This is a genomic window from Candidatus Megaera polyxenophila (assembly GCF_029982035.1).
Lineage (GTDB): Bacteria > Pseudomonadota > Alphaproteobacteria > Rickettsiales > Rickettsiaceae > Megaera > Megaera polyxenophila.
Genome location: NZ_CP104166.1, coordinates 979604 through 995067 on the forward strand (window position 1 = coordinate 979604; position 15464 = coordinate 995067).

Annotated in this window: 13 protein-coding genes and 4 pseudogenes; 6 read left to right on the plus strand and 11 right to left on the minus strand. The window is 32.6% G+C overall.

The genetic code is table 11. The features are described 5' to 3' along the window. The first annotated feature begins 14 nt into the window (after positions 1 to 14). Positions 15 to 521 (plus strand): DNA-3-methyladenine glycosylase I, encoded by a 507-nt coding sequence (locus N3Z16_RS05285; protein WP_282485667.1) that lies wholly within the window; start codon positions 15 to 17, stop codon positions 519 to 521. A gap of 344 nt (positions 522 to 865) precedes the next feature. On the opposite strand, the pseudogene N3Z16_RS05290 reads toward N3Z16_RS05285, so the two are convergent. The 4 genes and pseudogenes from N3Z16_RS05290 to tnpA all read right to left on the minus strand — a co-directional run. After that, positions 866 to 1245 (minus strand): annotated as a pseudogene (locus tag N3Z16_RS05290) (transposase); the annotation flags it as partial. Positions 1246 to 1280: 35 nt separating this feature from the next. Next, positions 1281 to 1460: pseudogene (locus tag N3Z16_RS05295) on the minus strand (IS3 family transposase); the annotation flags it as partial. A 300-nt stretch (positions 1461 to 1760) separates the two neighbouring features. Continuing rightward, a pseudogene (locus N3Z16_RS05300) lies at positions 1761 to 2219 on the minus strand (transposase); the annotation flags it as partial. A 9-nt stretch (positions 2220 to 2228) separates the two neighbouring features. After that, positions 2229 to 2672 (minus strand): IS200/IS605 family transposase, encoded by a 444-nt coding sequence (tnpA, locus tag N3Z16_RS05305; RefSeq protein WP_282485655.1) that lies wholly within the window; start codon positions 2670 to 2672, stop codon positions 2229 to 2231. Between the two features lie 302 nt (positions 2673 to 2974). On the opposite strand from tnpA, the gene N3Z16_RS05310 reads away from it, so the two are divergent. Further along, complete coding sequence (locus tag N3Z16_RS05310; RefSeq protein WP_282485671.1) at positions 2975 to 4285, plus strand: N-6 DNA methylase; 1311 nt, start codon at positions 2975 to 2977, stop codon at positions 4283 to 4285. A gap of 102 nt (positions 4286 to 4387) precedes the next feature. On the opposite strand, the gene N3Z16_RS05315 is transcribed toward N3Z16_RS05310, so the two are convergent. From N3Z16_RS05315 to N3Z16_RS05325, 3 genes are read right to left on the minus strand one after another with little or no spacing between them, the layout of a single operon-like run. Then, positions 4388 to 6811 (minus strand): TOTE conflict system archaeo-eukaryotic primase domain-containing protein, encoded by a 2424-nt coding sequence (locus N3Z16_RS05315; RefSeq protein ID WP_282485673.1) that lies wholly within the window; start codon positions 6809 to 6811, stop codon positions 4388 to 4390. Between the two features lie 13 nt (positions 6812 to 6824). Beyond that, a complete protein-coding gene (locus N3Z16_RS05320; RefSeq protein ID WP_282485674.1) occupies positions 6825 to 6989 on the minus strand; it encodes a hypothetical protein in 165 nt (54 codons plus the stop codon). Positions 6990 to 7000: 11 nt separating this feature from the next. Continuing rightward, positions 7001 to 7387, minus strand: a complete 387-nt coding sequence (locus N3Z16_RS05325) for a hypothetical protein (protein ID WP_282485675.1) — start codon at positions 7385 to 7387, stop codon at positions 7001 to 7003. Between the two features lie 729 nt (positions 7388 to 8116). Between N3Z16_RS05325 and N3Z16_RS05330 the strand changes: the two genes are divergently transcribed. Both N3Z16_RS05330 and N3Z16_RS05335 read left to right on the plus strand, forming a co-directional pair. Beyond that, positions 8117 to 8350, plus strand: coding sequence for a hypothetical protein (locus tag N3Z16_RS05330; protein ID WP_282485677.1), 234 nt, complete (start codon positions 8117 to 8119; stop codon positions 8348 to 8350). Positions 8351 to 8592: 242 nt separating this feature from the next. Beyond that, the gene (locus N3Z16_RS05335) at positions 8593 to 9897 is read left to right on the plus strand and encodes an MFS transporter (RefSeq protein WP_282485678.1); all 1305 of its coding nucleotides are present in this window, start codon (positions 8593 to 8595) and stop codon (positions 9895 to 9897) included. On the opposite strand, the gene N3Z16_RS05340 is transcribed toward N3Z16_RS05335, so the two are convergent. Beyond that, positions 9857 to 10522: an HD domain-containing protein gene (locus tag N3Z16_RS05340; RefSeq protein WP_282485679.1), complete on the minus strand. Its 666-nt coding sequence runs from the start codon at positions 10520 to 10522 to the stop codon at positions 9857 to 9859. The two genes, N3Z16_RS05335 and N3Z16_RS05340, sit on opposite strands and share 41 nt — an antisense overlap. A 291-nt stretch (positions 10523 to 10813) precedes the next feature. Next, positions 10814 to 11623, minus strand: a pseudogene (locus N3Z16_RS05345) (IS701 family transposase); the annotation flags it as partial. A 103-nt stretch (positions 11624 to 11726) separates the two neighbouring features. On the opposite strand from N3Z16_RS05345, the gene N3Z16_RS05350 reads away from it, so the two are divergent. Next, on the plus strand, positions 11727 to 12056 hold the full coding sequence (locus tag N3Z16_RS05350) for a hypothetical protein (RefSeq protein ID WP_282485682.1): 330 nt from the start codon (positions 11727 to 11729) through the stop codon (positions 12054 to 12056). A gap of 481 nt (positions 12057 to 12537) precedes the next feature. On the opposite strand, the gene N3Z16_RS05355 is transcribed toward N3Z16_RS05350, so the two are convergent. Both N3Z16_RS05355 and N3Z16_RS05360 read right to left on the minus strand, forming a co-directional pair. Continuing rightward, positions 12538 to 13356, minus strand: a complete 819-nt coding sequence (locus N3Z16_RS05355) for an IS3 family transposase (protein WP_282485683.1) — start codon at positions 13354 to 13356, stop codon at positions 12538 to 12540. 7 nt (positions 13357 to 13363) lie between these two features. Continuing rightward, positions 13364 to 13663 (minus strand): transposase, encoded by a 300-nt coding sequence (locus N3Z16_RS05360; protein ID WP_282485684.1) that lies wholly within the window; start codon positions 13661 to 13663, stop codon positions 13364 to 13366. Between the two features lie 1027 nt (positions 13664 to 14690). Here N3Z16_RS05360 and N3Z16_RS05365 point away from each other — a divergent pair. Beyond that, positions 14691 to 15377: a DNA-methyltransferase gene (locus tag N3Z16_RS05365; RefSeq protein WP_282485685.1), complete on the plus strand. Its 687-nt coding sequence runs from the start codon at positions 14691 to 14693 to the stop codon at positions 15375 to 15377. Positions 15378 to 15464 lie beyond the last annotated feature (87 nt).

The following is a 15464-nucleotide window of genomic DNA, read 5'->3' on the forward strand; positions in this document are numbered from 1 at the left end:
ATGAGCCGTTAAGTATGCAATTTATAGACGGAAAACCGAGGTGCGACTGGATAAAAGATCATTCATTATATCTTCAGTATCATGATAAAGAGTGGGGAGTCCCGATATATGACGATCATAAGCTATTTGAACTATTGGTTTTGGAGTCCGCAGAGGCGGGTTTAAGCTGGCTTACGATTTTGAAGAAACGTGCAAATTATCGGTTGGCCTACGATAATTTTGATCCCGAGAAAGTCGCTTGCTATGATTCTAAAAAAGAAGAAGAACTACTGATGAACGCAGGGATAATCAGAAGCAAAGCAAAAATCACCTCTTCCGTGCAAAATGCTAGAAAGTTTCTTGAAATACAAAAACAACACGGCTCTTTCAGTAATTACATTTGGAGCTACGTTGATCATCAACCTATCTTCAACAACTGGAATACCTCTGAAGAAGTCCCAAGCAGAACTGATTTATCGGATACTATCTGTGCTGATATGAAAAACAGAGGCTTTACTTTTATCGGTTCTAAAATCATCTAAGCCTTTATGCAAGCTATAGGTATGGTTAACGACCACCCTGCTTATTGTTTTAGACATCATAAAAATAATGTTTGATATTTTAAATTTGAAATTTAAATATTTCGGATTTACTGCTATTATAAAGAACGAATATAAATGCTCGTATTCTTTAAATACCTATAAATATCTTAAGTTTATGAATGATAAAACGGCTACGCTACCAAAAAATACTATCTTAAATTTCCTATATTCTACGGATAGACAAGTATCGCTGGAATTACTAGGTAATTGGCTTAAGAAACACACCGAAGATAGATACAAGATACCGTCTTACCTGTCAATAATTTTTTTACTATTTTATAAAATTATATTGTTTTTATATCTCTATTAAAAGGAGTTTTGTTTTTAAGTACTCCATAAATAATATGAAGCAATTTACGCATAGCAGCTATAACTATAACCATTTTAGATTTTCCTGTGTTGCTTAAGCGTTCTGAGAAGTTTTTAATAATTGGATTAAATCTCATAGCAGTTAATGCCGGCATATAAAAAGCCTTACGTAAATTTGCGTCTCCTGTTTTTGATATTCTACCAACTCCCCGTAGAGAAGAACCAGATTGCCTTGGCTTTGGATTAAGACCAACAAAGGCAGCTACTTGTTTTGCTGAATTAAAATTTTCTACATTTAAAAAGCAAGTATTACTCCAATTGTTTTTTCTCCTATACCGGGAATTGAAGCCAGAAGTTTATGACCTGTCAACACTTTTCCGGACAGTTTGTTTAGGCACATTTTTGCATTTCTTCGTATTTCACTGGTGATAGATAGTCATTAGTTGAATGCATCCTTATGCGGTTGTAAAATACTTCTATATATTCAAATATAGCATCCTTTGCTTCCTCCCTGGTTCTAAATTTATGTTGATAAATTAGTTCTGTTTTTATTGTCCCAAAAAAGCTTTCATCACAGGTTTCCAGTAGGCTACTCCCAAAACGGTAAAAAATTTTGGTTTTGATATCATTCTAGTTCCTTTCGACACGTCATCGGACGGTTTACTTTCGTTCGTCTCTTTGATTCTCATCTGATGCTTTTTTTTTAGCACCTTTTCCTAAACGCTCATGACCCTAACTCTTAATTAACGCCATTTTAGGCGATTTGGAACCAGCTCCTGCAAACAGATTCCGAAGGACCTTCCTTCATCTTTTATAAAGCTGTACTATATACAAAGTTACTATTATTCTTTACATAGCTTCCTCCTTATATATCTGTGACACACTAAATCCCATGAACCATCCATAACTACTCATGCCTACTTTAGCAATTCTCTTAAAAACCCTATTGCCACTGGTACGTTTTCTATGGCATATAGATAATTTGGTAGAATCAATAAAATGTATACCAGAGCTATTCCCTTTTAATAATTGTAATATTATTACTAATGGTAGTATCAGTCTAGGCCACAGCTGGATTATTCGTCTATAACTTGGTAGAGCAAAATAACCTTTATATTTGTTTGATAGGTAATATAAGTAATGATTTTTAAAATCACGACAAGGCGATAAGTAAAAATACAACACTATTGTCATTAGCTCACAAATGCCTAAACTACCATCTCTTTGACGTTTTTTGTTACTCGGTAATAACTTGTTTTGTTCCCATTCTAGATAAACTTTGCAAAAATTGTTTAATAAAAGAAATCCCCGCCGCAAGCAGCGGGGTATTTTAGAATTTTAGAAAAAAGCTAACTGATGGTCGTCATGCAGTTTCTTATATTCCTTGCCTTGATTTTTTACGTATTTTCCTATCATATTCTCATTTCCATGCTTACCTACCGTACTTGTGAAATATCCATCAGTCCAAAATTCTCCGCCCCATAATTGTTTCTTAACCTGTGGACATAATCTGAATATTTGACGAGCCGTAACACTTTTAATTATCGTTACTATTTTTGTTACGCTATAAGTCGGTACAGATTGTACTAAAAAATGTACATGGTCTTCATCAGTTCCTATTTCTAAAAATTTTATTTGATATCTCTTTTCTATCCCTAAACATACTTCCCTTAGCACTTGATCAACCGATACATCAAACACCGCTCGGCGATATTTTGCTGGAAATACCAGGTGATACAGTAAAACAGTAACATTGTGACTCTTGTGTATATATTTGCTCATCCCCACATCTTACGCCGCAAGCGGCGGGGAATATACCCAAAAGAGATTAAATAATACACAGTTGTGATCCATTTTTTCATGTTGAGTTATCGATCTTTTGTTGAAAAAATACATCCTAACTCAACGCTTGCTTTCCTGCAAAACCAATATATCTAACCTTTTCTATTGTTGTTTATCCTAAACTGGCATTATAATTAATTGCTTCTTAAATAGACTTACTTAAGAGAGGATTTGTATTGATAATTGACGGGTTGTAAAAAATATTTAACTAAAATATAGTCAATTCAGTTTCAGATTTAAAAATGGAAGTTATAGAAATGGTCTCTTTATCTACAGATATTTTACAAACTATTGATTTAGGAAAAAATTCTGTCCCTAATTTGAATTCTCAAGGAACATTTGATTGGTTTGGAACTCTGCCTAAGAGATGTCAAGAGCTGTTTGAAGATGCAGTTTTAATCTCAGATAGAAGAAAATCAGTGTATGGTAAATGGGACGATATTTTATCTTCCATTCATATATCTCCTACTTGTGCTGTTACCAAAAGGGCTCTAGCACAGTTTTTTACACCTCCTGATGTGGCTCTTTATAACGCATTTAATCTATTGGATAACTATCAGATGGAAGTTATATTTGATCCTTGCGTTGGGTACGGGAGTCTGCTTATAGCAACCGCTCTTGTGCTTTCGGAAAAAGAGCAGCTGTCCAATTGGGATTTAGTAAAAAAATTACACGGTAGTGAAATAGATCAAAATACACGAAACATAGCTATAAAAAATATAGCAGGATGTTTAGTAAAAATCTCACCTTTGCTAGAAATTGGAGCAGTTGAAAAACAATTAGAAAAACAAATCAAGCTCTGTGACTTCAATAACTATCCTAACAAAACATTATCCGGATTAAGGGTAATAGCAAATCCACCATATAAAGAAGGTGCTAAAGGAAATATATGGATACCTATTATTGATAAGCTTGTTGATAGTAACCTTGCATCAATGTCCTTAATTTTACCTGTTGCAATATCATCTTCCAAGAGAGCACAATTTCTTCGTAATAAAATTTTTACAAATTTTAAAAAAATTTATGCGTTTCACCATGAGATAAGACCTTGCCCATTATTTCGTGGGGTTGACCAAAGAATCAGTATTATTACAGCTACAAAAAATTTAATTACTCCACATGAATATATAACTACCGGATTTTTAAAACATACCGCCGGCAACCGTATGATGGTATGGAAAGCTCCCATGACGAAGCTGAGCAAAAATGAATGCAATAATGTTTTTCCAAAAGTGTCACCTTTGGATATTGCCTTTTTCAAAGAATTTGAGTCTGGTAAAAATAGAGTTCGATTATCAGAAATGACAATTACCGCAGAACATACAAAAGAAATATGGATTCGTACCACCGGTCGTTACCATTTACTCGCTCAATATGAAAAACCTGCTGAGGTTACAACAAAATGGAAACGGTTACTAATCCCGGATCATATTGCTTCTAATTTTATGCAAGCATTCAAAAATGGTGATTTATTAAAATGGTGGCAAATATTCGGTGATGGTCGTGATATTTCAATAACATCGCTCTATAATAATTATAGAGTTTGCTTATGAATAAAAATATAGAATCTGCTCATAAAGATGCCTATTATAATCAAAGGCAAAAGCGTTGGACTATGGAAAATCAAAACGTAAATAAAATATTAAAAAAATATTTTATTTTAAATTATTTTCAGACATATATCCTATTTTTACATATCCTTTTAACCTTTTTTCTGCCATTCTTAATAACATAGGCACTTGATTATCAATATAATCATAAATAACCACTTCTTTTTTATTGGAATGCGTTCTATGTAATCTTCCTGCATATTGAGCTAATGTTCCGTGCCATGATATTGGCATAGTTAAGAATAATGTATCCAAGCGTTTATCATCAAATCCTTCTCCAATATAACGCCCTGTTGCAATTAAAATTCTTTCTTCATGATCTGATATAGTTTGAAGTTGTTGTTTAATACCTTCACGCTTTTTTGTATTTTGTCCTCCAACCATTACAATAACATTCTTACAAAACTGAGATAAATATTGTTCAAAAAAGGTGGCATGATGTTTACGTTCAGTCAATATTAACGAGCTGCACCCTAATTTCAAAGCATTCAATACATCTTTAATTATCAACATATTTCTTTTCTGATCATTCATAATCTCTGAGTAAACATGATTGATTGAAGGCTTATCTTCAGTATCTTGATTTAGGTTAAAAGTTGTGTATTTTAGTATTACTCTGTGATTAAATGGCCTTATTAAGGCTTGCTTTTTAGCATCTACTTTATAACGTATATAGCCACATTGCATAAATATAATAGGGTGATGCCCATCTTTACGTGTAACAGTGGCTGTAAGCCCCAATACATATTTTGCTTTTGAAGCCCTTATTACTTGTTCAAAGCTTACTGCTGGCAGATGGTGGCACTCGTCCACAATTACATGGCCATATTTAGCTACTATATTATCAACATTGTTACTTTTTATTAGGCTTTGTATAATTGCAACGTCAACAATTCCACCTGGTTTATATTTACCGCTACCAATTATACCTATTTGATCAGCTGACAAATTTAAGAATATCTTTAATTTTTCAATCCATTGATCCAGTAATTGCCTGCGATGTACTATAATTAGTGTATTAGTTTTTCTTTTGGCAATCATGTATGCACCAATTACAGTTTTCCCAAAAGCCGTTGTAGCTGAAAGAACACCTGTCTCATGCACAGAAAGCTCTTTGATTACCTTTTTTTGTTCATCTGTTAATTTCCCTAAAAATTTTAACTTAATACACTTTCCATTATATCTCTTATCATCAAGCAGGACTTTAATATTAAGAGAATCAAGTAAATTCATTACTTCATCCAAGCATCCTCGAGGTAGACCAATATATTCTGGAAAATTTTCAGCACAGGATATTATTCTTGGTTTACCAAATGTAGAGAGACGCATCCGCTGAGCTGTATAAAACTCCGGATTTTGAAAAGCCGCAATGCGTATTAATTTGTTTATAAGTACTGGAGAAAAGTTTTTTTTATCGATAAAAATTTGATTACTTATGACTATATTAACTGATTCAGGTAGTACTTGATTTTTAGGTACTTCTGGTGGTTTACGAGATGGCTTCATGTCCCATGGTTTTTCTTCATCTTCCTCTACTGGTATACGAACACCAATAATCTTATCTTTGTAGCTTGCATTTTTTATAAGCTGATTAACCATTTTTTCTGATACCTTTGAAACAGAAGCTAAAAACCTCCATTGATCTTGATAAGGATTAAAATTTTCATCAAGAAAAACACTATTACCTAATTCTCGCGGAAAACATTGCAAGGGTAGTGCAATGAGATTACCAAAACCACCTGATGGTAAAGTATCCTGATTAGGAAAAAATCGATCGTAGGATTCAAAGCCAATTTCCGGGTAATTATCCATTGTTTCAGTTAGAAGTGCTGACCCCATTTTCCTTGCATCTGATGCTAAAATTGGTTTATCAAAAAAAATCCAAATATGAGCCCCATTCCCAGATCTTGATTTTTCCAGGACAAAAGGTATGGATCTTTGCTGACAAATTTTGATGAACGCTGCAGCATCCTGCTGCCATTTGTCTTTATCCAAGTCAACAGCTAAAAACCAACAAGTATCATCTACAAGCATTGGATATATTCCAGCAGTATAGTCTCGTTTACTTCCCATAAAAACCTCTCCATCCAAGTGCTTGTGGATAATTTCTTCCGTTAAAGGAATAAAAGCCTGATTAGGACAGTCAGAGCATTTTATTTGAGGTTTATTGCACTTTCCTTTGATCCATTCATTGAAACAAGCTGGAGAATATCCTGTTTTGCCAGTTTTTTTGTTGTTCCATCTTTTGGGGAATACATCCTTTCTACCACGGAACAGGTTCATAAAAATTTTGATCTTTTGTTCCGATGAAAATATTTGATCTGTTTCAGGTAGAGTGGTAGATAACGTTAATTTCTTAAGTTCAATATGAGCACTGTTTAATTTATTTTGTAAAACAGCTCTTTTATTATCCAATTCTTGTAGCTCTATTTCTAAAGTTTTAATTTTTTCATGAATAATACGGATCATTATTATCTCTGGTCTAAGGTAAATCTCTATAAGCTTGATTCAGTATATCTGAAATTGTATCATGACGGCTCCATCCTGTATGATCTGCTTTTCTTACAACTTTGCGTAAACTTTCAATAAAATCTTCCACTTCTTCTATTGGGAATTGTTTCATCAGTTTTAGTGCATTATCAAACACAGATTCCAGGCTCAGGTAATATTGCTCATACATATCACCAGATTTGCATAAAAATCTGTACCACATTCAGTATAGTAAACCATTAAATCGATCAGACTGATTTTATTACTCGTTGCTTTCTTATAGTCATTTAGTACTTTTTGAGCGTCTTTTATACTTATTTGTTGACCGTTTTTCCATGGTTCATTTTGTGCTAAGTATTTCTTAATCAAGGATTTATATCGTTCCAATATTTGATTTTCACGTAAAAATCCAGCCTCAAGAAAATCTTTGTTTGATTTTGATAACGAATATAGCTCAGAGATTAATCCCAATAGATCATTTTCAGAACATTTTTCAGGAGTTTTCTTGATTTTAAACCAATTACTGCTTTTTGACTTTAGTGTATCGCCATTCATGGATTATATTATTTTGTTTATGTGAATATTTTTTAATGCAACCTTTCAATGGAGTTTAGTAAATCTTTTAAAGTGCTGCAAGTGGGTAGAACGCTATTTTAGCAGAAAACCATTATACTAGCTACGCTTAAGACTGCATTTAACTGGAAATAATAGCCAATAGTTATATTATCCTTGATGATATTATTGATTATGAAAAGCATTTAAGCTTTCGGCTCTATACCATGAAGCACTTTCATGAACGGAGAAAACCCTTGCTATGCTAAAAGAAGCAATGAACTGCTGCTCTAAAGCTATTGTTATCGACAAAGAGCAGAATTATGTTCTAACCAAACTGATTTTATGGTATAGTAACTTCAGGTTCCAGAAGAAAAAAAGCGGTTAGTGGAACAGTGGATTGTAGATAATTTACCCAAAAACAAGGCAGATAATATTATGAAAACCACTGCAGATTCATATATTGAAGAAGGCTTTAACAAGGGCATACTTTAAAGGAATGGAAAAAGGTATTGAGAAAATAGCCCGGAACATGCTAAACCAAAAGCTGTACGATAAGCTTGTTTCTTCTGTAACGGGCCTAAGTTTAGAGGAAGGATAAAAACTAAAAAACGCAAATATACTGAACAAAAAATCCTGCATGATCTTGAGTACCTTAAGCAAAATTATAAATCCAATGAAGTACAGAAACTTTTAAATAATAGTAAAATTAAAAGAGAAGTATCCCAGGAATTGAAAGTATCCGAGTATGTTTTAAATAACTGTATAAAGCATTATAAACTTTATGATATAAACAAAAAGGGTCAAAGGCCATTAGATAAAAACAGTATAGGAAACGAGAAACCAAAGAAGCTATCGGTTGATAATTCCATCTTTCAAGAAATTGAAGACCATGTAGAGAGATTTAAAAATATTAGCTGGAAAGAAGGAAGAAATAATATTAAAAGAGTTCAGAGATCCATATAATTGTCAACAGCAACATATTTCAGGAAAGTATATAATTGTCGCTAACCGTGCCCAATACTATATGCCATAATCACTAATTAATTAAGGGCTTAAAATCCATAAACAAAAAAGAAATTATTGCCTGTATTAAACAATACAAATTAAAATAACGGGTAATCTCAACAATTATTTAATAAACAGTTGAAAAGTAGCCTAAATAACTGTTTTAATTAAAGTATGTTTAAAAATAACCATTAATCTTAATGAAAGTAGCAGAACAGAAAAGCCTTACAAGAGAACAGAAAGAAGCTGTAGGTTTGTTATCCATAGGCACGTTTCTCGAGTATTTTGACCTCATGTTGTATGTTCACATGGCGGTATTACTTAATGAGTTGTTTTTTCCTAAAACTGATCCTTTTACTGCATCTTTATTATCGGCATTTTCTTTTTGTTCCATCTTTGTTTTTAGACCGTTTGGGGCTTTGATATTTGGCTATATTGGTGATAATGTAGGTCGCAAGGCCACAGTTATAATAACCACTTTTCTGATGTCTATATCATGCGTAGTAATGGCTACTTTGCCTACTTATGCACAAGTAGGCATAACAGCATCTTGGGTTGTTACTATTTGTCGGATGATTCAAGGCATGTCTTCTATGGGAGAGATAGTAGGGGCAGAAATATATCTAACCGAGGTTGTAAAACCGCCACTGCAATATCCAGTTGTAATGATGATCGCTGTTGCTTCTATTCTAGGAGGCGTCTTTGCTTTAGCACTGGCTTCTCTTTTTACGAGTTACGGATTCAATTGGCGATATGCTTTTTGGGTAGGTACTGTAATAGCTTTAGTGGGCGCATTAGCAAGAACTACATTAAAAGAAACCGTAGATTTTGCCGATGCTAAACGTAGAATGGAAATAACTTTACAAAAAGATTTAACAAACGAAATATTAAAGAACAATTATCTTTACCAACAAAAGGGCAATAAAATAACTTTGCTATCTTTATTTTTTATCCAGTGCGGATGGCCAGTATGTTTTTACTTTACATATATTTATTGTGGTAATTTTTTAAAACAGAACTTAGGATTCACGCCTGATGAGGTGATACATCAGAACTTTATTATTTCGATCATTGCATTAACTGGTTACATTATCATAACCTGGCTATCTTATAGGATACATCCTCTAAAAATATTACAGTTTAAGTTATGGGTATTTTTTCCATTTGCACTAATTACCCCATATTTATTAGATAATATAGATAATCATATACAATTATTTTGTATTCAAGCATTCTTTGTACTATTTGTTCTCAGTACTAATCCTGCTACGCCGGTTTTTTATACTCATATTCCTATTTTTAAGCGCTTCACTTTCGGGAGTTTTATATATGCCCTATCAAGAGCTATAATGCATATAACAACCTCTTTTGGACTTGTTTATCTAGAGAAATATTTTGGTCACTGGGGTATTGCAATCCTGATGATACCTATGAGTATAGCATTTGGTTTTGGGTTGTTTCATTTTAAGAAATTAGAGATAACAGCGGGGAGGTATGATCATTAAAAGAAAATATAGACTTTTTTTTGTAGGGCTTGTTTTTCTGTTTGGAATCATAGTACATACAGCTTTCGGTCAACTGTTGTTCTATTTCTAATAATCCAAGATACATCGAACCAGCTATAAAGTTTGTTAAAGTTTCAGCAATAATTTTTTCTATTTTTTGAGTGCTCATGCTTTCTATAGTTTGAATGTTATGCAACCTATCAATTAACTTAATTAACAACACTTCCTTATCACCGTTTTTATAAGTACTATTAATTATTTCTTCTACAGTTAATTTTGTTCCATCAGGCCTATCACGAGTAAGTCTATCAACCATTTCAGCTATTCTCTGCCCAAAAGTATTCTGTATCATCCTTACAGTAACTTCCGTATCTTCAATAATATCATGTAATATACTAGCGGTTATTACATCAGTTTTTAAATTATAATCGGATATCATATAAGCAACTTCTAAGGGATGAGTATAAAATGGTTCTCCACTTTTTCTCAACTGCTCATCATGATATTTTTTAGCAAAGTAAATAGCTTTATTGATCAAATTAAAGTCCAGTACATTTTTAGTATCTAATGACTTTAGTTTTGCTATTAATCTTATTGAATATTTACAAGGCTCTGAATAATCCATAAATAATGTTACTTAATATTAATTAAATATCTTATTATTCTTTTCAATGAATAACAATTAATTTTGTTAGTTAATACATTTTTAACTTGTAGAATTTATAATCTTTACTTATGTTGCCTCAAGTTTTGTAATAACTAATACACAAATCATTATATATGAGATGAGGATTGTTTTGGAAAATAATATAATCAAAGACATTATTAAAACTCTTTCACAATTTGGAGAAGTAAACTATAGAATGACCACAGATGGTGTTGAGTTTTACAGAGCTGATAAGTTATTTGGTAAATTATATAATGAACAGTTGTAAATACCACAAGTTTGCTTTAATTCTCGATGATAAACCTCTATAGACCAACGTGCTTCAACAATTTTCTTTATTTGCTCACGTGTTGGATTTGCCATTTTGGTTGTTATGTAATCAATACAGCCATTTTTTGCCACAAACTTAAATACCTTAACCCAACCGTATCCACGTAGGTGAATTCTTAGCCCCTCATCCGGAATCTCCAAACTTTCCAAGCTAACATTACGATTAACTTTCCTATTTTTCCTTAAGTTGGTAACCCATATCCAACCTAAATCACGTATATGTTTCAAGTTCTCTAAGCTGCTATACCAAGCATCCATTACTACAGCCTCAGGGTTGATACTTCTTTCCTTAGCCAAACTAAGCATATCACAAAAATGATCATTCTTCGTTTTTCCGTCGGTTTCTTTATCATAAACCCTATAATCTACAGGGATAGATTGGTCAGTCTTCGTATCATAATGCAGCAGATTTACCATCCCTATACCGGGAATAAAATCATGGACAGCGCCAGAATATTGATAATGCACAAGTTCGATCTTTTTGCTATATTGCTTTGATATCAAAGTATCATCACCTACCAATAAACAAGGAGAATCCTGATCAATATATTTCGATATCTCTTTATAAATCTCACTAGGGCGGAAATTCTGGCTATTTAACCACCGACTTGCACTATCATGAGATAGTTTAACAGGACTTACTTCCGACAAGGCTTTACCGCTATATCTTACGCTACTCGCTTGTAAAAATGATTTGTATAACCCTTTGTTGCACTTCGATCTTGCCATTCCTTGCTAAAAATATTTTTTCTCTAATTTATCATATTTTCTCCCAACTGCGAAACTCCTGAGTAATAAAAATGGCTAACTAATCAGATAGAGAAAACATTTTATGAATAATATTAAACCAAAGCAGTCCATGGCTACTTATTGTGCGCCTTCTACCATAATTATTGTATTAAGCATCTTTGTTATTATTATTATATGTAATACTACTAATTTTATTTCCACGATTACAAGTGCGGTTGTAGGTGCTGGAGCAGCGTTTTGTTTTAATGTTTATGCATCAAGAAAAGAGCATAAATTAAGAAATATAGCAGCTTTAAAAGAAACGAAATATATTCTTGAGATAATTTTAAAACAAAATCAAATGATAAATTGGCTGACATGCAATTTTACTAAGTGCGAAACTCCTATTAATTTCAGCATATCAACTATCTAGCGCTTACCCAGCTTGTATGGCTACTAGGAGAATAATAATCTGCTTACGCATTTTATCTCGTGCTTTCACACTTTGCTACATTGTCCTGTCCGCTCTCCTAAGAAACACTAGCTTGAACCATTTGTTTTTCTATCTTTTCCAACACATCATATCCAAGACTTTTAGCCATTTTTTGTAATTTCCACACCAGTATAAGAAACGATGAAGGTTAAGCTATTGCTAAGTGGAGCAGTGACACTCAATCATCAGGATAAAAAAAATGGTGCTGATTGAAAAAACTCAATAAATTAGTAGAATATTTTTTAAGTAACTGGATAATAAATAAAACCAATGGTCAAAAAATCTAATTCTCAACAAATTTGGATAAAGGCTAAAAGAAAATACCATCTTTCTGAGACAACAATTCAAATGGCAAAGTAAGGTGGCCCAATTTGTCTAGACTAAAAATCAGAAATTATGAGATATAATTTGCGTTATAATATTAGCCAATAATTTTTGTTAAATACACCTGTTCTGGAGTTAAATATTCCAAGGATTGGTGCATCCTTTTACTATTATAAAAAGTTATGTAATCTGTTATAGCATTTTTTACCTCCTTGACAGTATTTAAAATTATCAAATATATTTTTTCTTGTTTTAATGAACGCCAAAATCTTTCAATAAATACATTATCTAAAGCCCTACCTTTACCGTCCATGCTAATCTTGATTTCACGTTTAACAAGTTCGTAGATGAAATTTTTTGACGTAAATTGAGAACCTTGATCGGTATTAAAAACCTCAGGTTGACCGTGCTTTTCTAGGGCTTCTTCTAGTGCGTCGATGCAAAAATCACTTTCTAAGCTAATAGAAACCTTCCAGCTCAGAATATAACGGCTAAACCAATCAATAATGGCTACTAGATATACAAATCCTTGTGCCATTCTAATATAAGTTATATCGGTGCTCCATACCTGATTTGTCTTAGTAATTTCAACGCCTTTTAAAAGATAAGGATATACCTTATGAGCTTGGTTGCGCTTGCTTAAATTCATTTTAGGATAAATGGCTTCTATTGACATTATTCCGTAATAACGACTTACCGCTTTGCGACCAATAACAATTCCAAACGGTACAAGATGCTTGGACATTCTTCTGGCCCCGAAATACGGATGCTCTGTATAGATTTCATCAATTACTTTCATTATTTCTAAGTCTCTTGTAGTTATTCCTTTTGCCTTGTAATAATAAGTAGATTTATTAATTAAAAGTAGATCGCATTGCCTAACAATGCTTAGATTTATACAATTATTATCAATCATACTTTTCCTAGTTTCCAAGTCCAAACAATGTAGATTTTTTTTTCAGCCAGTCACGCTCAACGCTTAACTGTCCTATTTGTTCATATAATTGTTTTATCAAATCTTGATTGTCTGGATCTTTTGTTGCCGGCTTAACTTGAAAACCACTAACTAAATTTTCTATACCTCTTTTTTTCCATGCTTGTATTTGAGTTGCATGAACCCCGTACTTACTGCTTATTTGTGCTATTGTCATTTCAGCTTTTATTGCTTCTATAACAATTTTTGTTTTTTCCGTCGCACTATATTGCTTCGCTTTTTTAGACATATAATTTCCATTTCCTTGTTGTGAAATTATATCTCATTCTTCATTTTTAGCAGTCCAGTTTTTGGGTACCATTATAAAGAGCTTGGGTTTAAATCCTAAAAAATTTGGTAGTATAGCCAACCACAAGCAAGAAATATGGAAAGAGTCTTTAAGTGATTTTATCAAAACATTATATGAAAAAAGATTTGGTAATTCTGACAGTTAATTTTATTAACTAAATTCATTAATTAGAGCAACGTTAAAAACTGGAATTTTGGGATTTTAAAATATAATAAATAAACTGGACCTAAATTTGAGTTTTGATTCTACTTTCCTCACCTCAGCTTCATTGCCTTGGTTTTTGCTAAATTGTTTAAACTATTTTGTTAACATGTATCTTAAAAGTGCAAGCTAAGTTAGGGCTTGCAAAAACGTTTTCAGAGGAGTTAGCTTACTTCTGAAAGCAGAAGAGGAAACTCTGATGTGTTATAGCTAAACCACTATAAATCAGTTATACCATATACTTTTTTTCAAATAGCGTATCCTATATATAGCTAAACTACTAATAAATCGGTTATAATATCATGTATTAAGGAAATAGATAATATATAAGGAGAACATAATATATTCAGTATACTTTAGAAAAAAAGTATTAGCAGTGAAAGAGAGGGAACAGTTAAGTTTTAGTGCAATATCAAAAAAGTTTAACATATGAAGGAATACAGTGATTATATGTATTTACATAGTGTATCTAAAGGCCACAGATTTTCAGTTTTAATAATCAGCCATGCAGTATGAAGCCCTCCCTCCTAGTTAATAATAGCTACAGACATATATAGCAAGAACTGGTATATATCATCCAGAACCCTAGATCCTGATTTGACAGAACCAGTTGACTACTAAGCAGAATTTGAATATCTTCTTATATAAAGATAATCTGGTATTCAAATAAATATACAATAAGATTGTTAGTATTCTAAAATTTACAGGTAAATCAGAAGTAGTATGATTAAAGAAAATACTGTCATATTTGGAGATTGCGAGTCTTATGCCCAAAATACCATCGAAAAGTGTAGACATGGTACTTTGTGATCTTCCTTATGGTATTACTCAGAATAGTTGGGATAGTGTTATCCCTCTTGAGTTGTTATGGCAAGAATATGAAAGAATAGTTAAAGACAATGGAGTAGTAGTTTTGACAGCAAACCAACCCTTTACCAGCTTTTTAATTACAAGTAACATTAAGCTTTTTAAGTATTCGTTAGTATGGGAAAAGAGCTTAAAAACCAATTTCTTAAATGCCAGGAAACAGCCATTGCGGTCTCACGAAGATATAGTAGTCTTTTATAAGAATCAATGCACATACAATCCGCAAGGGCTAATAAAGGGTAAGATTAGTGGTGGAAACAAACTAACATCCAGTTATGGCCGCTGGAAATCAAATAGCAATAATCAAATCCATACTAACTATCCTAATAGTATAATTAAAATTGCTAATCCTAATCATGGTAATGTACACCCGACGCAAAAACCGGTGGAGTTGTTCGAGTATCTGGTTAGAACTTACACAAATATAGGGGATCTGGTTTTGGATAATTGTATAGGAAGTGGCACAACAGCGATTGCGTGCTTGAATACTTCGAGAAAATTTATTGGGATTGACAATAATGAAAAATATGTAGAATTAGCATTAAACAGGGTTAAAGCAGCCCAAAATACCAAGTTAGCATGCTAGTACACGAAAGCTCAGAAAGGTACGACCAAAAACAGAACTGGGTAAGGTATAAGTTATTTAACGATAATTTTACCTTGTTTGAATTTG